Annotated in this window: 14 protein-coding genes and 1 riboswitch; of the genes, 8 read left to right on the top strand and 6 right to left on the bottom strand. The window is 72.5% G+C overall.

What is annotated here, in order from left to right:
- Positions 1–170 precede the first annotated feature (170 nt).
- Positions 171–1,109 (top strand): carbohydrate-binding protein, encoded by a 939-nt coding sequence (locus H181DRAFT_RS22270; RefSeq protein WP_045861940.1) that lies wholly within the window; start codon positions 171–173, stop codon positions 1,107–1,109.
- Between the two features lie 110 nt (positions 1,110–1,219).
- Here the strand turns inward: H181DRAFT_RS22270 and H181DRAFT_RS22265 are convergent, their stop codons facing one another.
- The 3 genes from H181DRAFT_RS22265 to H181DRAFT_RS22255 form a co-directional block, all read right to left on the bottom strand.
- Positions 1,220–2,275, bottom strand: coding sequence for a 1-phosphofructokinase family hexose kinase (locus H181DRAFT_RS22265; protein WP_045861939.1), 1,056 nt, complete (start codon positions 2,273–2,275; stop codon positions 1,220–1,222).
- A gap of 157 nt (positions 2,276–2,432) precedes the next feature.
- Positions 2,433–3,620, bottom strand: coding sequence for an N-acetylglucosamine-6-phosphate deacetylase (gene nagA / locus H181DRAFT_RS22260; RefSeq protein WP_045861938.1), 1,188 nt, complete (start codon positions 3,618–3,620; stop codon positions 2,433–2,435).
- Positions 3,617–4,597, bottom strand: coding sequence for an ROK family protein (locus H181DRAFT_RS22255; protein WP_045861937.1), 981 nt, complete (start codon positions 4,595–4,597; stop codon positions 3,617–3,619). The genes nagA and H181DRAFT_RS22255 overlap by 4 nt, the downstream gene beginning before the upstream one ends.
- A gap of 312 nt (positions 4,598–4,909) precedes the next feature.
- Between H181DRAFT_RS22255 and H181DRAFT_RS22250 the strand changes: the two genes are divergently transcribed.
- The 3 genes from H181DRAFT_RS22250 (at position 4,910) to otsB (ending at position 7,569) form a co-directional block, all read left to right on the top strand.
- Positions 4,910–6,190 (top strand): extracellular solute-binding protein, encoded by a 1,281-nt coding sequence (locus H181DRAFT_RS22250; protein WP_045861936.1) that lies wholly within the window; start codon positions 4,910–4,912, stop codon positions 6,188–6,190.
- Between the two features lie 50 nt (positions 6,191–6,240).
- The gene (locus tag H181DRAFT_RS22245) at positions 6,241–6,585 is read left to right on the top strand and encodes a DUF3263 domain-containing protein (protein ID WP_078895362.1); all 345 of its coding nucleotides are present in this window, start codon (positions 6,241–6,243) and stop codon (positions 6,583–6,585) included.
- Positions 6,586–6,696: 111 nt separating this feature from the next.
- Positions 6,697–7,569, top strand: coding sequence for a trehalose-phosphatase (gene otsB, locus H181DRAFT_RS22240; RefSeq protein ID WP_045861935.1), 873 nt, complete (start codon positions 6,697–6,699; stop codon positions 7,567–7,569).
- Here the strand turns inward: otsB and H181DRAFT_RS22235 are convergent.
- Positions 7,566–9,071 carry an alpha,alpha-trehalose-phosphate synthase (UDP-forming) gene (locus H181DRAFT_RS22235; protein WP_045861934.1) on the bottom strand — a complete coding sequence of 502 codons (1,506 nt, stop codon included), beginning with the start codon at positions 9,069–9,071 and terminating at the stop codon, positions 7,566–7,568. The two genes, otsB and H181DRAFT_RS22235, sit on opposite strands and share 4 nt — an antisense overlap.
- Before the next feature lie 85 nt (positions 9,072–9,156).
- Entirely contained in the window at positions 9,157–10,128 is a 972-nt protein-coding gene (locus tag H181DRAFT_RS22230; protein ID WP_045861933.1) for a glucosyl-3-phosphoglycerate synthase, read from the bottom strand.
- Positions 10,129–10,293: 165 nt separating this feature from the next.
- A riboswitch (SAM riboswitch) is annotated at positions 10,294–10,453 on the top strand.
- A gap of 19 nt (positions 10,454–10,472) precedes the next feature.
- Between H181DRAFT_RS22230 and thrC the strand changes: the two genes are divergently transcribed.
- The 4 genes from thrC (at position 10,473) to groL (ending at position 14,718) form a co-directional block, all read left to right on the top strand.
- On the top strand, positions 10,473–11,777 hold the full coding sequence (thrC, locus tag H181DRAFT_RS22225) for a threonine synthase (protein WP_045861932.1): 1,305 nt from the start codon (positions 10,473–10,475) through the stop codon (positions 11,775–11,777).
- A complete protein-coding gene (locus tag H181DRAFT_RS22220) occupies positions 11,774–12,052 on the top strand; it encodes a MoaD/ThiS family protein (RefSeq protein WP_045861931.1) in 279 nt (92 codons plus the stop codon). Before thrC ends, H181DRAFT_RS22220 begins: the two co-directional genes overlap by 4 nt.
- Positions 12,053–12,527: 475 nt before the next feature.
- Positions 12,528–12,731, top strand: a complete 204-nt coding sequence (locus tag H181DRAFT_RS22215; RefSeq protein WP_028429801.1) for a cold-shock protein — start codon at positions 12,528–12,530, stop codon at positions 12,729–12,731.
- Between the two features lie 358 nt (positions 12,732–13,089).
- On the top strand, positions 13,090–14,718 hold the full coding sequence (gene groL, locus H181DRAFT_RS22210) for a chaperonin GroEL (protein ID WP_045861930.1): 1,629 nt from the start codon (positions 13,090–13,092) through the stop codon (positions 14,716–14,718).
- A gap of 93 nt (positions 14,719–14,811) precedes the next feature.
- On the opposite strand, the gene secD is transcribed toward groL, so the two are convergent.
- Positions 14,812–17,202 (bottom strand): protein translocase subunit SecD, encoded by a 2,391-nt coding sequence (gene secD, locus H181DRAFT_RS22205; RefSeq protein WP_045861929.1) that lies wholly within the window; start codon positions 17,200–17,202, stop codon positions 14,812–14,814.
- Positions 17,203–17,293 lie beyond the last annotated feature (91 nt).

Raw genomic sequence — 17,293 nt, 5'->3', positions numbered from 1 at the left:
CCGCTCGCGCCCGCGGCCCCGGGGAGGCGTTCCGCCGCCCGGGACGACGCGGGGCGGAGTGGCCGGAAGTATCGCCGGAGGCCCGCTGCCGGCACTCCGCAGTTGGCGTGAGGTCCACTCCGGAGAGGTAGGCTCGGCCGGATACCTGACGCAGTAGGGAGTGACAGGGGATGACCGCCGAGAACGAAGGTGCCGGCCAGACGCCGGAAGCCGACGACCCGTTCGGCTACCTGTACCGCCAGCAGGGCGGTGACGGCTCGACGGCGCAGCAACCCGGGACCCCTCGGCGCTCGTACAACCAGGTCCGCACCGTCGGCGAGCGCCAGTACGGCGCCCCGCGGACGCAGGGCGCCGGCTACGGGCAGCAGCCCAACGCGCACTACGCGGCACCCGAGACGATGCCCGGCGGCCGGGCCGTGACGCAGCAGCACCCCGTGCAGAGCGACGGCAACGGGCACCGCGGCGCCAGGGCCGCCGGCGGACGCAGCCGCAACGGTCTGCTCATCGGTGCGATAGCCGTCGTCGCCGCGGTCGTCGTGGGCATCGGGGCGGCGATCTATTTCAACAGCGGCTCGTCCGAGAAGGCCGACACCGGCGGTCCCGCGGCCGGCGCCGGCAGCGGCGACGAGGGCGGCAAGCAGGACGAGCCGAAGGACGAGAAGCTCAGCGAGGGCCAGCTCGTGGGCCGCAAGCAGGACGCGGCGAGCCTCGCCCTCGGCGGCGGCGCCGCGGCGGCGAACGACGTCCCCAACGCCAAGGGCAAGAACGGCAACTACGTCGCCGCCATGAACAAGCCGGGCGCGGCGGCGACCTGGACGACCGAAGTGCCGGAGTCAGGGGCCTACACCCTCTTCGTCCGGTTCGGCGTGCCGGGCGAGGACGCCGACTCGACGCTGACGGTGAACGGCCAGGCCCAGCAGAAGCCGCTCAGCATGGCCAACTTCGCCCAGGCGAAGAAGGGCGAGTGGGACAAGGGGTGGGCCCGTACCTGGGCCTGGGTCGACCTCAAGGAAGGCCGGAACACCTTCAAGATCTCCTGCGAGCAGGGGAACAAGTGCAACTTCAACCTCGACCAGCTGTGGCTGAAGGCCGGCCAGGTCAAGCGGTAGCGCCGACGGGGATCGGGGCGGGGACGGTGCCGGCCTCGGACCGGCGCTGAACGCCGCGGGGCGGCGGCCGAACCGTCCGGGGGCGGGCCCGCCGCTCCGGCCGGTGCCGGTCAGTCAGCCGTCGCTTCTCCGCGTTCCTCGACTCTCACCCGTGCCAGCAGGTCCCGGTGGACCTCCTCGTCGAACTCGCCCGCCGTCGCAGCCCGTACGGTCGCGGCCGACAGGGCGACGGCCCGGGCCAGCCGCTCCGGCCAGGGGAGCCGCTCGACCAGGCCGGAGATCAGTCCCGCCACGGCCGAGTCGCCCGCGCCGGTCGGATTGCCCGTCAGGGAGCGGGGCGGGCTCGCCTGCCACGTGCCGTCCGGGGTGACCAGCAGCATGCCCTCGGGCCCGAGCGAGGCCGCCACCGCGTGCGCTCCGCGCCGCTGTGCCGCCCGCGCCGCGCGCAGGGGCTCGGTGGTGCCGGTGATGCCCGCGAGTTCGCCGGCGTTGGGCTTGACGAGGTCGGGGCGTGCGGCGAGGCCCCGGCGCAGCGGTTCACCGCTGGTGTCCAGCACGACGGGTACGTCCGCCGCGTGCGCCTCGCGGATCAGCTGTGCGTACGCGCCGACGGGCACCCCCGGCGGAAGGCTGCCGCACAGGGCGACGGCCTCGACGCGGGAGCCGCCCCCGTCCTGCCCGTCACCGAAAGTTCCCTCGCCGCCTCCGCCGTCACCGCCGCCCCGGGGCGGGGAGCCGTCTCCGGAGCGTGGACTGCCGTGCGCCGCCCCGGCGTTGCGGTGCAGCAGTTTTCCGTACGTGTCGAGGAACGCGGCCCATTCGTCGGCGGCGATGTGCGGGCCGGGCTCGTTGAACTGCGTCGCGTCGCCGGTGGATTCGTCCACGATGCCGACGGTGCGCCGGGTGCTGCCCCCGATGGGCACGAGCGCGTCGGAGACGCCGGCCTCCCGGCCCAGGAGTTCCCGCACCCATTCGCCCGTGCGGCCTCCTGCGAACCCGGTGACGACCGTGGCGTGCCCGAGGGCGGCGAGGACGCGTGCCACGTTGAGCCCTTTGCCGCCGGGGCGTTCGGTCACGTCGCGTGCCTGGTGCGAACCGTGGACGTCGAGGCGCGGCACCCGGTAGGTCAGGTCGAGGGCGGTGTTGAGCGTGACCGTCAGGATCACCGGAGACACTCCAGGGGAGGCTGGGCGAGGGCGGGGACGTAGCGGGGGCCGGCCGGGCGGACGCGCGTAGAGGTGTCCGTGGCAACCGCGCGAGCGATCATGCCACTTGGCCTTACGGCGTGCGACCCCTCGTACCGAACCGGCGGACGCCCGCCGGTCACCCCTCCGCGGCGTCCGCGGGCGGGGGCACCACCCACTCGCCCTGCCGCATCACGCCCGCGACCGCGAAGTCCGCGTCGAGGACGACGAGGTCGGCGTCCTTTCCGGTCTCGAGCGAGCCCGTCCGGTCGTCGACGCCGAGCAGGCGCGCGGGGTTGGCGGAGAGCGCGCGTACGGCCTCCTCCACCGGGAGGCCGTCGACGGTGACGGTCCGCCGGAACGCCCGGTCCAGGGTGAGGGTCGACCCGGCGATGGAGCCGCCCTCGACGAGCCGGGCGACACCCTCGCGCACGTCCACCTCCAGGGGGCCCAGCGGGTAGCGGCCGTCGCCCATGCCGGCGGCGCCCATGGCGTCGGTGATGAGCGCGACGCGGTCCGCGCCCGCGCTGCGGAAGGCCAGCTCCAGTACGGCGGGGTGCAGATGGGTCCCGTCGTTGATCAACTCGACGGTGACGCGCTCGTCTTCGAGCAGTGCCGCGATGGGGCCCGGTGCGCGGTGGCCGAGCGCCGGCATGGCGTTGAAGAGGTGGGTGGCGACCGTCGCTCCCGCTTCGACGGCCTCCACCGTTCCCTCGTACGTGGAGTCCGTGTGGCCGATGGCGGCGACGACCCCGCTGTCCGCGAGGGCCCGTACGGACTCCAGCCCGCCGGGGCGCTCGGGGGCGAGGGTCATCATCCTGGCGCTGCCGCGGGCGGCGTCGACGAGCTTGCGCACCTCCGCCGGGTCCGGGTCGCGCAGCAGGCCAGGGTCGTGCGCCCCGCAGCGGTGCGGCGAGATGAACGGCCCCTCGAAGTGCACGCCCGCCAGATCGCCCTGTTCCGTCAACTCGCTGAGGACGCCCGCCTGGTGAGCCAGATCGCCGAGTTCGCCCGTCACGGTGGAGGCGACCATCGTCGTGGTGCCGTGCCGGCGGTGCGTGTCGATGACGGTGAAGGCCTGCTCCACGGTGCCCGCGGAGAAGGAGGCGCCGCCGCCGCCGTGCACGTGCATGTCCACGAAGCCGGGCACGATCCAGTGGCCCGCCAGACGGTGCGTGGGCGCCTCGCCGGGGACGTTCGCCGCGATCGCGCGGCCCTCGACGCTCAGCGTTCCCGCGTCCTCGACGCCGTCCGGCCGGACCACCCTCGCCCCGGCCAGCACGGTGCGCCCGGCCGGGCGGTGACCAGTGGAATTCGTGGCGCTCATCGGCTCGAAACCTCCGCGGAGAGTAGGTCTTGGGCGAGAAGTCCCGCGCCCAGGCAGCCCGCGGCGTCCCCGAGGGCCGCCGGGACGATGGTGGGTAGGTGCTGGAAGGTGGTGCGTGCGCGGACCGCGTCCCGCAGCGGCGTGAAGAGGACGTCGCCCGCCTCGGCCAGTCCGCCGCCCAGGATCACCGTGCGCGGATCGAGCAGGGTGAGGGCGGTGACGAGCCCCGCGGCGAGCGCGTCCACCGCGTCCTGCCACACGGCGATCGCGCGTCCGTCATTGGACTCGACCGCTCTCGCCGCGTCCGCCGCGGTGGCCGACGGATCGCCGCACGCCGCGGCCCAGGCGCGTCCCACCGCGCCCGCGGAGGCGAGCGCTTCGAGGCAGCCGCGCTGCCCGCAGCCGCACTCCGGTCCGCCGGGACGCACCACCACATGGCCTATCTCGCCCGCGCTTCCGTGGGCGCCGGGTTCGAGGCGCCCCTCCAGGCCGAGCGCCCCCGCGATGCCGGTGCCCAGTGCCATGAAGAAGAAGCGGTCGACCCCCTTCCCGGCCCCGATGCGCCCCTCCGCGAGCCCACCCGTACGGACGTCGTGGCCCAGCGCCACGGGGATGCCGCCGAGCCGTTCCGTGAGCAGTGCGCGCAGCGGTACGTCGCGCCAGCCGAGGTTCGCGGCGTAGACGGCGGTCCCGGTGGACGCGTCGAGGATGCCGGGCACCGCCACGCCCGCGGCGGAGGGGCCGGTGCCGAACTGCCGGACGCCGTGGGCGCGCAGCTCGGCGGCGAGGTCGAGGATGCCGTCGACCACGGCGTCGGGGCCGCCCTCCCGTGCGGTGGCGCGCCGGGTCTCGTACAGCAGGCCGTGCTCCGTGCCGGGCCGGGTCTCCGCGCCCGGGGCGATGAGGGCCGCCTTGATCCTGGTGCCGCCCACGTCGAGGGCGATGACGTACTGCGGGTTCCCGGGGCTGAGGCTCACGGGGTCAGTGTCGCCCGGCGGACGCCAACAGGTCTAGTCCACTCGCGATATCTCTCGGGTTTTTCGCAGGTGGCACGTGGGGCCCCCGGGGCGGGTGGACGGGACGGATATGTACTGCGTCCGGTGACGCAGCGTCATGCATAGGGTGAAGAAGGCCGAAGAAGGGACGACTGTTGCGAAAGCGATATCCGTAATGGCATAGACCTTCGGCGGTGCGGGCGGAAGACTCCTCTCCCGTGCGTGCCCGGCCGGCCGGAGAACGGGGCGGGGCGCCCTGCCGGAGCGGGTCGTCTGCTGTGAGGGGTAGTTGCTGTGAAGCGTCGGAGCTTTCTGGGCATGGCGGCGGCGGGAGCGGGCGGCGGCCTGGCGGTCTCCGGATGCGGTGCCGGGGCGAGCGCGGAGAGCGTCACCCTCAGGATGGTCGCCGCCGACTACGGCGAGCCCCGCCGCGGCAACAGCACCCAGGGCTACTGGGACGCGCTCGTCCGCAAGTTCAACCAGAGGTACCCCGGCGTCGCCGTCGACGTCACCGTCCTCAGCTGGAAGGACGTGGACAAGAGAGTGGCCGCGATGGTCGCGGAGGGACGTGCCCCCGACATCGCCCAGCTCGGCTCCTACGCCGACTACGCCGCCGGCGGAAAGCTCTACAGCGCCGACGAGCTGCTCTCCATACCCGTGCAGGCCGACTTCCTCCCGCGCCTGGCGGAAGCCGGCAAGGTGGAGCGGGTGCAGTACGGCCTGCCGTTCGCCGCCAGCACCAGGCTCCTCTTCTACAACCGGAAGCTCTTCGCCAAGGCCGGTCTGGACCCGTCGAAGCCGCCCCGCGACTGGGGCCAGCTGGTGCGCACGGCCAGGCGGCTGAAGGCCGCCGGGGTGCGTGTCCCGTACGGGCTCCCGCTCGGCCGGGAGGAGGCTCCGGCGGAGGCGCTGATGTGGGTCCTCGGCGGCGGAGGCGGCTACACCGACAAGGCCGGGGCCTGGACCATCGACGCCCCGGCCAACATCAGGACCTTCGAGTGGATGCGGGAGAACCTCGTCGGCAGGGGGCTGACCAACCGCTCCCCGGGGAGCACCGACCGGCAGGACGTGTTCGACGCCTTCACCAGCGGCCGGGTCGGGATGCTCAACGGCCACCCCAAGCTGATGAAGGAAGCCGCCGCCGGCGGGGTGGACTACGGCACCGCGGTCCTGCCGGGCGACGAGGGCCCGGCCGACACGACGCTCGGCGTCGCCGACTGGATCATGGCCTTCAAGCAGGGCGGCCGCCGTGAAGAGGCGGGCAGGTTCCTGGAGTTCGTCTTCGAGGAGAGGAACCACTACACCTTCGTCGACCGGTACGACCTGCTCCCCGTGACGACCTCCGCGAACGAGCGGATGCGGGCGGCGCCCGAGCACAAGCGGCTGCGCCGGTTCCAGGACCAGCTGCCCGGTGCGGAGTTCTACCCCGTGGGCAAGGTCTCGTGGGCCCGGGTCAGCCGCGAGCTCAAGACGTCCGTGGGGAACGTGCTCGAACGAGGAACGGACCCGGCGGCCGTGCTGGGCGTCATCCAGCGGAAGGCGGAGGCGGAGGACTCCGCGACGCGGGCGCGCTAGCGGCCGGAACGGCCGACGGCCGTGTCCGGGCCGGGAGTTAGATTGGACGGATGAGCGCCGAAGCGGACGGTACGGCGGCGGCCCCGGAGGAACGGCCCTCCGGGGAGCCGGCGGCTGACGGAGCGGCCGGCGGGCCGGAAGCCGGTGGGCCCGCCGAGCCCCCTCTGCCGCACGGCCTCTCGGCGCGCGACGTCGCCGTACTGGCCCTGGAACGCCGCGGCTGGAGCGGCCCCGGCGTCAAAGAGCGCGCGATACGCGAGCAGTTGGACATGTCGCCCACCCGCTACTACCAGCTCCTCAACGCCCTGCTCGACGACCGGAACGCCCTCGCCCACGACCCGGTGACCGTCAACCGCCTCCTCCGCAGACGCGAGGAGCAACGCGCGCGCCGCTAGAACCGCCTCGGCGGCACACGCGGCACACGCGGCACACGCGGCACACGCGGCACGGCGGGACCAGGCACGCGCCATGCCGCCGTGCCCCTGAGCTGCCGATAGGCTCGCACTATGGCAGCCCTACCCACCCCCCGTACCGCCGCGGGGCGCGAGGGCCTCGACGCGATCACGGGCGACCCCGGGCGTGCTGTCGTCGCTCTCGACTTCGACGGCACGCTGGCGCCCATCGTCCCCGACCCCCGCGACGCCCGCGCCCATCCCGGCGCCGTCCCCGTGCTCTCCGGCCTCGCGCCGCGGCTGTGCGCGGTGGCGGTCATCACGGGGCGCCCGGCGGCGGACGCCGTGCGCTACGCGGGGCTCGAAGGCGTCGAGGGCCTCGAACACCTCACCGTCCTCGGCGCGTACGGGGCGGAACGCTGGGACGCCGCCACCGGCTCGCTCACCGCGGCGCCCCAGCCGCCCGGCGTCGCGGCCGTACGGGCCGAACTGCCCGGTCTGCTGCGGGAGTCGGGGGCGCCTCCCGGCACGGCGGTCGAGGACAAGGGCAGGGCGGTCGCCGTCCACACCCGGCGCACCGACGACCCCGCCGCCGCGTTCGCCCTCCTGAGCGGCCCGCTGCGGGCGCTGGCCGAGCGGCACGGACTGCTCGTCGAACCCGGCCGCATGGTCCTGGAGTTGCGTGCCCCGGGAGCCGACAAGGGCGCGGCGCTGGAGGCGTACGTGCGCGAGGCCGGCGGCGGCGCGGTGCTGTACGGCGGCGACGACCTGGGGGACCTCGCCGCGTTCGCCGCCGTGGAGAAGCTGCGCGGCGAGGGCGTGCCCGGCCTGCTGGTGTGCAGCGGCGGCGGTGAGACGGGCGAGAGCGTTCCGGAGGTCGCCGACCGGGCGGACGTCGTCGTCGACGGCCCGTCCGGCGTGGTCCGGCTCCTGGAGTCGCTGGCGGCGTCTCTTGCCGACGGTGCGGCGGGCCCCGACGCGCCCTAAAGCGCGTGCAGTTGGTCGAGGAACCAGCGGTCCGGCGGCAGCGCCGTGGCCGCCGAGGCGAGCCGCCGGGTGCGCTCCGTGCGCTCGGCGGGATCCATCGTGAGGCCCTCGTGCAGGGCGCGTGCGGTGTCCGCGATGTCGTACGGGTTGACCACCAGGGCGTCCCCGCCCATCTCCTCGTACGCTCCGGCCTCCCGCGAGAGCACGAGCGCGCAGCCCTCGTCGGAGACGACGGGCACCTCCTTGGCCACGAGGTTCATGCCGTCCCGGATGGGGTTGACCAGCGCCACGTCGGCCAGCCGGTAGGCGGCGAGGGAACGCGCGAAGTCGTCCTTGAGGAACAGCACGACGGGCGTCCAGCCGTCCGTTCCGTACGCCGAGTTGATCTCGTCGGCGACGCGGGACACCTCGTCCATGTAGTCGCGGTAGACGGCCAGGTCCTGCCGGGACGGGTAGGCGAGTGCGAGGTGCACGACTCGTTCGCGCCACTCGGGGTGGTCGTCGAGGAGGCGGCGGTAGGCGTGCAGTCCGCGCACGATGTTCTTGGACAGCTCGGTGCGGTCGACGCGTACGAGCGCCCGCCGCGGTTTCCCGTCCGGTCCGCTGCCGATCTCCTCGCGCAGCGCCGCGATCCGGTCGTAGACGTCCTCGCGGTTGGCGCGCTCCCGCAGGAACCCGGCGTCCGCGCCGAGGCCGTGCACCCCGAGCCGGGTCGTGCGGCCCTCCAGCGTGACGAGGAGCTCGCCGGTGGGCTCGTCCGTCCGGACGTCCGCGCCGAGCAGCCGCTCGCAGCAGTCGGCGAAGGCTGCCGCCCAGCGCCGGGTCAGGAACGCGGCGCGGTCCGCGCCGAGGATGCCGCGCAGCACCTCGCCGCCGACGGCGTCGGGCAGCATCCGGTAGTAGTCCGGCGGCGCCCAGGGGGTGTGCGAGAAGTGCCCGATGCGCAGGTCCGGACGGAGGCGGCGCAGCAGGCCGGGGACGAGCGTGAGGTGGTAGTCCTGCACCATCACCGCGGCGTTCTCGGCGGCCTCCGCCGCGAGCGCGTCGGCGAAGGCGCCGTTGTAGCGCTCGTACGCCGCCCACTGCCGCTCGAACTCCGTGTCGAAGGACGGTTCGAGGGGCGTCTGGTACAGCAGGTGGTTCACGAACCAGAGCACCGAGTTGGCGACCCCGTTGTAGGCGTCGGCGAAGTCTCCGGCCGGGATCTCCAGCATGCGCACGGACTGGCCGCCGGTGTCCGCGGGGTCCAGCCTGCCCGCGAAGCGGCGTGCCGCCTCGCGGTCGCCGTCGCCCAGCGCGGCGCACACCCAGACCGCTCCGCCGCCGTCGCCTCCGGTGCTCTCCGCGCTGATCGCGGACAGCCCCGACACGAGCCCTCCGCCGCCCCGCTTGACGGACAGCGAGCCGTCCTCGGCCTTCGAGTACGAGACGGGCCCGCGGTTGGAGGCGACGAGGACGCGGGCCGGGGCGTTTCCCTGCTGGGCGGAGCGGTCGGCAGCCATGGCCGGAGCTTAGCTGTTCCGTCCGAGGACAGATCCACGCAGACGTGACATGCGCCGCGCGTGGCGCCCGCCCCGACGCCGCGCCCTACGCCGCATGCCGGGCCGCGTACTCCGGGATCTCCCGCATCGGCGGACGCTCCACGGTGTCCACGGCGTGGCTGCGCGGTGCGAAGCCCCCGAACCCTCCGCCGCCGCCGACCCGTTCGAACTGCGTGAGCGTCGGGCGGGCCGGCCGGCCGCCGCGCGCCAGCCGCGCCTGCGCCGTGTGGTGGATCGCCGCGGCCATCCGCCCCAGCGCCTGCCCGTCCTGATGCCTGTGGTGGCGCACGCCCACGTCGACCTGGCCGAGCGCGTCGAGCCCGGCGGTGTGCAACGCGTCGACGAGCAGCCCGAGTTCCACGCCGTAGCCGACGGGGAAGGGCAGCTCCTCCAGCAGCGTGCGCCGTGCCGCGTACTCGCCGCCGAGGGGCTGGACGAAGCCGGCCAGCCGCGGCCAGTGGAGGTTCAGCAGCGGGCGGGCGACGAGCTCCGTCACCCGGCCGCCGCCCGAGGGGTCGCCGCCCAGCGGGCGGTCGTACATCGCCTTGACGAGCTGGAGCCGCGGGTCGGTGAGCAGCGGCCCGACGATGCCGGAGACGAAGCGGGCGGAGAAGTCCCGCAGGTCGGCGTCGACGAAGCAGACGACGTCGCCGCTCGTCACCAGCAGCGAACGCCACAGCACCTCGCCCTTGCCGGGCAGCGCGGGCAGCCGCGGCAGCACGTCGTCGCGGTGCACGACCTTCGCGCCCGCGTCTTCGGCCACCTGCGAGGTGCGGTCGGACGAACCCGAGTCCATCACCACCAGCTCGTCCACGAGCGGGACGGGAAGCGCCGGCGCCATCAGCTCGCCGCGGATCACCGAGACGATCTCCCCGACGGTCCGCTCCTCGTCGAGCGCCGGCAGGACCACGCTGACGCGGCTGCCCGTGGCGCGTTTGGCGGCCGCCAGCACCGCCGGCGGGCGTTCGCCGCACGACCAGGAGCGATGCCTCAGCCACTGCTCGACTTCCTCCAGCACGCACGCACTCCCTGTGATCCATCTCGCGGTTCGGACGCCTGTCTCAACGGCCGGGTCCGTCGGCTACAGTCTTGAACAACGCGGACGGCGTCCGCATGCCGGGTCCCGCCCGGCTCCCGCCGCCGTACTGCGCGGGCCGCCGACACGGCGTCCACAACTTCATACCGCTCATCCAGAGGGGCAGAGGGAACGGCCCGTTGAAGCCCCGGCAACCCTCCGGCCGGTCTCGCGTCCAGCGTCACAGCTGATGTCCAGTGCGAGGCTCCCGGCTCGGGAAGGTGCCAATTCCGTCTCGTGGCGAGATACGTCACGGGGAAGATGAGGAGAAAGGGCCTCGCCGAATCATGGCTGTTCAAGCTGCTTCCGAGCAGTCCACCCCCCTTCCCGGCGACGCGGGTGTCCGGCTCGGTCCCGCCGCCGCGCTCAGCTGCCGCGAATGCGGGGAGCGGCTGCCGCTCGGTCCGCTCTTCGCCTGCGAGGCGTGTTTCGGGCCGCTGGAGATCGCATACGACTTCCCCGGCGGCGATCCCGCCCGGCTCCGCGAGCAGATCGAGGCCGGGCCCGACAACATCTGGCGCTACGCACCGCTTCTGCCCGTTCCGGCGGACGTCGCCTCGAAGCCGAACATCAACCCCGGCTTCACCAAGCTCGTCAAGGCCGACCGGCTCGCCCGCGAGCTCGGCGTGACCGGCTCCCTCCACATCAAGGACGACTCCGGCAACCCGACGCACTCCTTCAAGGACCGCGTCGTCGCCATCGCCGTGGAGGCCGCGCGCGCCTTCGGCTTCACCACCCTCTCCTGCTCCTCGACGGGCAACCTCGCGGGAGCGGTCGGTGCGGCGGCGGCCCGCGCGGGGCTGCGCTCGTGCGTGTTCATCCCGCACGACCTGGAGCAGGGCAAGGTCGTCATGGCCGCGGTCTACGGCGGCGACCTCGTCGGCATCGAGGGCACCTACGACGACGTGAACCGTTTCTGCTCTGAGCTCATCGGCGATCCGATCGGCGAGGGCTGGGGCTTCGTCAACGTCAACCTCCGCCCGTACTACGCGGAGGGCTCCAAGACGCTCGCCTACGAGATCTGCGAGCAGCTCGGCTGGGAGCTGCCCGACCAGCTCGTCGTGCCCATCGCCTCCGGCTCCCAGCTCACCAAGATCGACAAGGGTCTGAAGGAGCTCGTCGCCCTGGGGCTGGTCGAGGACAAGCCGTACAGGATCTTCGGCGCGCAGGCCGAGGGATGCTCCCCGGTCTCCCGCGCCTTCAAGGACGGGCACGACGTCGTGCGCCCCGTCCGCCCGGAGACGATCGCCAAGTCGCTCGCCATCGGCAATCCGGCGGACGGCCCCTACGTGCTGGACATCGCCCGCAGGACGGGCGGCGCCGTGGAGGACGTCACCGACGCGCAGATCGTCGACGCCATCAAACTGCTGGCGCGGACGGAGGGCGTCTTCGCCGAGACGGCCGGCGGTGTGACGGTCGGCGTCACGAGGAAGCTCATCGAGGAGGGCCGGCTCGACCCGTCCCTCACCACCGTCGTCCTCAACACGGGCGACGGACTGAAGACACTGGACGCGGTGGCTCCGACGACGGGGCCGTCCGCGGTCATCCGCCCCAACCTGGACTCCTTCCGAGAGGCTGGTCTCGCATCATGAGCGTCAACGTCCGTATTCCGACCATCCTGCGTACCTACACCGGCGGTCAGGCGGAGGTGAGCGCCGAGGGCTCGACGCTCTCGGAGGTGCTGGCCGACCTGGAGAAGAACCACACCGGCATCGGCCCCCGTGTGCTGGACGACTCGGGCAAGCTGCGCCGTTTCGTCAATGTGTACGTGAACGACGACGATGTCCGGTTCGAGCAGGGCCTCGAGACCCCGACGCCCGACGGCGCGGGCGTTTCGATCATCCCGGCGGTGGCGGGCGGCTGCTGAGTCGTGAGGGCTCGGTGAAGGCCCTCTGCCGCTTCCGTCGACCCGCACCGGCGAATCGCCCCCTTCCAGGACAAGTCCGAAGCGGAGGGGGCGATTCCGCGTCTTGGGCCGCGATAGAGTGCGGGGAATCCCCGCCCCGCAAGTGATCCGGTACGTGCCGGACGCATATGAGAACGCGACAAGTTGTGCGCGAAATCGGGGCGGCAATTGTCGTGTTGGCGCACTATGCCTGGCCCTTCTTGCCCTGGTTTCCCGGGAGTTGAGGGCATTCGACCGCTCGGCCCCTGCCCAGATTTCTCGTCTTCATGGCCTGTTGCAGAGGGCGTCCGTGCAGATACATTCAGCCGCGGTCGACGCGTCCTGGCTCGTGTGTCCCGTGCTCCCGCCGTGGGGGAGGGGGCCGGCCGGGGGCGAGTTCTGACCCGGGTTCGTGAAGTGCGGGCTCGTGCAAGGGCCAGTAATAGGGGAGTTAGGCATGGCTCAGGGCACCGTCAAGTGGTTCAACGCGGAGAAGGGATACGGCTTCATCGCGGTCGACGGTGGTGCGGACGTGTTCGTGCACTACAGCGCGATCCAGATGGACGGCTACCGCACCCTGGACGAAGGACAGCGGGTCGAGTTCGAGATCTCGCAGGGGCAGAAGGGGCCGCAGGCTGACATGGTCCGCGTGACGGCCTGAGCGCCGGCCACACTGCGCAGAGTTGCTGGAGGGGCCGCATCCCGGTTTCGGGATGCGGCCCCTCTACGCGTGTCCACAGTGCTGCGGCTCGGCTTCCGGAGGGGCCGTCCGGCGCTCCCCGGCGTCCGGCGTGATGTCCTGAGGGCGCTTGCACTCGCAGGGGTCGAGTGCTAATCATTGCGTTAGCACTCTACGAGTGAGAGTGACAGACAAGGACCGGGTCGGTGAGGCTCGTCCGCCGCGTGGAGCAAGGAACCACGCGGTGAGCGTGCCGTCCGTCGCGGGCACCAGCGCGGTCCGGACAGCCCCGTCCCCTGGTTGTGCAGGGGGATCCCCAGTCCGGGAGGGACCACTTCACATGGCCAAGATCATCGCGTTCGACGAGGAGGCGCGGCGCGGCCTCGAGCGCGGGATGAACCAGCTCGCCGACGCCGTCAAGGTCACGCTCGGCCCCAAGGGCCGGAACGTCGTGCTGGAGAAGAAGTGGGGCGCTCCCACGATCACCAACGACGGTGTCTCCATCGCCAAGGAGATCGAGCTCGAGGACTCCTACGAGAAGATCGGCGCCGAGCTGGTCAAGGAGGTCGCGAAGAAGACGGACGACGTCGCCGGTGACGGCACGACGACCGCGACCGTCCTGGCCCAGGCGCTCGTCAAGGAAGGTCTGCGCAACGTCGCCGCGGGCGCCAACCCGATGGCCCTGAAGCGCGGCATCGAGCGCGCCACCGAGGCCGTCTCCGCCGCCCTGCTGGAGCAGGCCAAGGACGTGGAGACCAAGGAGCAGATCGCCTCCACCGCCTCCATCTCCGCCGGCGACCCCCAGATCGGCGAGCTCATCGCCGAGGCGATGGACAAGGTCGGCAAGGAAGGCGTCATCACCGTCGAGGAGTCGCAGACCTTCGGGCTGGAGCTGGAGCTCACCGAGGGCATGCGCTTCGACAAGGGCTACATCTCCGCGTACTTCGCCACCGACATGGAGCGCATGGAGGCGGAGCTCGAGGACCCCTACATCCTCATCGTCAACTCCAAGATCGGCAGCGTGAAGGACCTGCTGCCGCTGCTGGAGAAGGTCATGCAGTCCGGCAAGCCGCTGCTGATCATCGCCGAGGACGTCGAGGGCGAGGCCCTGTCCACGCTGGTCGTCAACAAGATCCGCGGCACCTTCAAGTCCGTGGCCGTGAAGGCCCCGGGCTTCGGCGACCGCCGCAAGGCCATGCTGGGCGACATCGCCATCCTCACCGGCGGCACGGTCATCTCCGAAGAGGTCGGCCTCAAGCTGGAGAACGCCGGGCTGGACCTGCTGGGCCGCGCCCGCAAGGTCGTCATCACCAAGGACGAGACGACCATCGTCGACGGCGCGGGTGACAGCGAGCAGGTCGCCGGCCGCGTCGCGCAGATCCGTGCGGAGATCGACAACTCCGACTCGGACTACGACCGCGAGAAGCTCCAGGAGCGTCTGGCCAAGCTGGCCGGCGGCGTCGCCGTCATCAAGGCCGGTGCCGCCACCGAGGTGGAGCTCAAGGAGCGCAAGCACCGCATCGAGGACGCGGTGCGCAACGCCAAGGCAGCCGTCGAGGAGGGCATCGTCGCCGGTGGTGGCGTGGCTCTGCTCCAGGCTTCCAGCGTCTTCGAGAAGCTGGAGCTGGAGGGCGACGAGGCGACCGGTGCACAGGCCGTCAAGTACGCGCTGGAGGCTCCGCTCAAGCAGATCGCGATCAACGCCGGTCTCGAGGGCGGCGTCGTGACGGAGAAGGTGCGGAACCTGAAGAAGGGTCACGGCCTCAACGCCGCGACCGGCGAGTACGTCGACATGCTGGCCGAGGGCATCAACGACCCGGCCAAGGTCACGCGCTCCGCGCTGCAGAACGCCGCCTCCATCGCGGCGCTCTTCCTGACGACGGAGGCCGTCATCGCCGACAAGCCGGAGAAGGCGGCCGCGGGTGCGGCCGACCCGACCGGTGGCATGGGCGGTGGCATGGACTTCTGATCGCGCAGCGGTCAGCAGTCCCGCCCGCACCAGCCGGGCAGGTCGAGGACCGAGGGCGGCATCCCGGAGCACCGGGGTGCCGCCTTCGGCATGTCAGACGCGGGCGCCGTTGTCGTCCGGCCGCCGCCCCCGCGGCCGCTTGTGCGGTTCACGTGGCCGCGGCTCCGGCGGCCGGCTTCCGGAACCACCGCCCTCCTTGGGCCGCTTGGCGCTCGCGTTGCGGCCTCCGGCCCCGCCGCGGCCGGGCTTCCCGGGGTCCCGGCGCTTCTCGAACTCGACGGCGAGCGGCGCCCCGACGAACATCGACGAGTACGAGCCGACGACGATGCCGATGAGCAGGGCCACGGCGAAGTCGTTGAGCGAGTCGCCTCCCAGCGCGGCGAGCGCGGCGACGATGAACAGCGCCCCCATACCGGTGTTGAGGGTGCGCGGCACCGTCCGTACGACAGCCCTGTTGACGATGTCGCGGAACGCCGTCCCGCGCGGGGTGCGTCCCTCGCTGCGGACGCGGTCGAAGATGACGACCGAGTCGTTGACCGAGTAGCCGATCACGGTGAGCAGCGCCGCGAGGAACACCCCGTCCACCGGTTTGCCCAGCCAGGCGAACGCCCCGACGAGGATGACGGCGTCGTGGGCGAGCGCGAGGACCGAGGCGGCCGAGAACGTCCAGCGGAAGCGGAACGCGAGGTAGGCCAGCTGTGCCGAGAGGGCCACGGCCAGGGCGATCAGGGCGTTCTGGCGCAGCTCGTCGCCGAGGCTCGGCCCGAACAGTTCGTCGCGCACCTTGTCGGCCTCTCCGCCGAGCTCGGCGAGTGTCGAACGTACCGTCGCCTCCTGCTCGTTGGTGAGGTGCTCCGAGCGCACGGAGATCTCCTCGCCGCCCGAGCTCTGCACGAGCGCGTCCGGGATGCCGGCGTCCGCGAGCGCGGCACGGGCCTGCTCGGGGGCGACGGCCGAGGACGTCGTGTACTCCACCAGCCGGCCGCCGGTGAACTCGACGCCGAAGTCGAGCCCGCGCAGCACGATCCCGGCGACCGCGGCCAGCACCGCGAGGGACGAGAAGGCAAGCCACCGCCGCCCGTGCCGCATCCAGTCGGGGGCACGCTCGGTCAGCCTTGTGCGTACCCGGCCGAGCGAGGCCAGACCCGTCAGCTTCGGGCGGGCGCGGACGGCGCGGCGGGCCACCACGGAGTCCGCCAGTACCCGGGTGATGACCAGCGCACTGACCATCGAGGCCAGCACGCCGATCGACAGCGTCACCCCGAAGCCGCGCACCGGCCCGGAGGCGAGGGTGAACAGCAGCAGTGCGGCGAGCAGCGTCGTGACGTTGGAGTCGACGACCGCGCCGAAGGCGCCGCGGAACCCCTTCAGCGTGGCGGTCCGCAGACTTCTCCGCCGGGGCGGCGCGGACGCGTACTCCTCGCGGGCACGCTCGAAGACGAGGACGTTCGCGTCGACGGCCATGCCGATCGCGAGGACGAAGCCCGCGAGGCCGGGAAGGGTGAGCGTCGCTCCGAACGCCAGCAGCGCCGCGTACGAGATCAGTCCGTAGCAGAGCAGGCCGATCGCGGTGAGGAGGCCGAGCAGCCGGTAGACGGCGACGATGAACGCCGAGGTGAGCAGCACGCCGATCACGGCGGCCCACGCGCTCGCCTCGATGGCCTCCGCGCCGAGCGTCGGGCCGACGGTGCGCTGCTCGATGACCTCGACCGGCACGGGGAGGGCGCCGCCCTCGATCAGCGTGGCGAGTTCCTTGGCGCCCGCCTCGCTGAAGTCGCCCGTGATCTGGGTGTTCCCGCCCTTGATGCCCTGGTCGCACTGGACGGACGGGTCGATCTGCGGCGACGAGATGACCTTCTCGTCCAGCACGATCGCGACGCGCCGCTGCGGATCGCCGGGAGCGGCGCAGGCGGCCTTGCCGGTCAGTTCGGCCCAGGTGTCCTTGCCCTTCGACCGGAAACCCAGGTCGATGAACCAGCCGGAACCCCGCTGGGAGTCGATGGCCGCCTCGGCGGCCTTCACCTCCTTCCCGGTCATCGCGGCGTCGCCGACCTGCACGCGCCGCCCGGACTCGTCGGGCAGCACGCCGCCCTCGCCCGCCCGGGAAGGCTTCTCGCCGGTGCCCTTGGGCGGGGTGCCCTTGACGGGGTGGAAGGTGAGCTGGGCCGTGCGGCCGAGGACCTCGGCGGCTTCACGCGGGTCCTGGAGTCCCGGCAGTTCGACGATGATGCGGGTCTCGCCGGAGCGGACGAGGGTCGGTTCAGCGACGCCCAGCGAGTCGACGCGCTGGCGCAGCACCTCCATGGCGTCGTCCGTCGTCCGGGACGTGGCTTTCGATCCGGCGGAGTCGCGGGCTTCGAGGACGATCTGCGTACCGCCGCGCAGATCGATGCCCAGGCGGGGCTGTTTCGTGACGGCGAGTACCGCGGCCAGAGCCATGACGGCAAGCGCGATCACCGCCCGCACCCTGTTGGCGCGAGTCATGGGTGTTCTTCCTCCTGCACAGGCACACCGGCAGCCGTCCGGGACGGACTCCGGTGCTGGTCGGCTTGGGGTCCGGGGCGCCCTCGGCGCG

It is taken from the genome of Streptomyces sp. WMMB 714 (genome assembly GCF_900090125.1).
Classification (GTDB): domain Bacteria; phylum Actinomycetota; class Actinomycetes; order Streptomycetales; family Streptomycetaceae; genus Streptomyces; species Streptomyces daqingensis.
The sequence above is the reverse complement of the archived record's forward strand: the minus strand, read 5'-3'. Positions and strand labels throughout refer to the sequence as shown.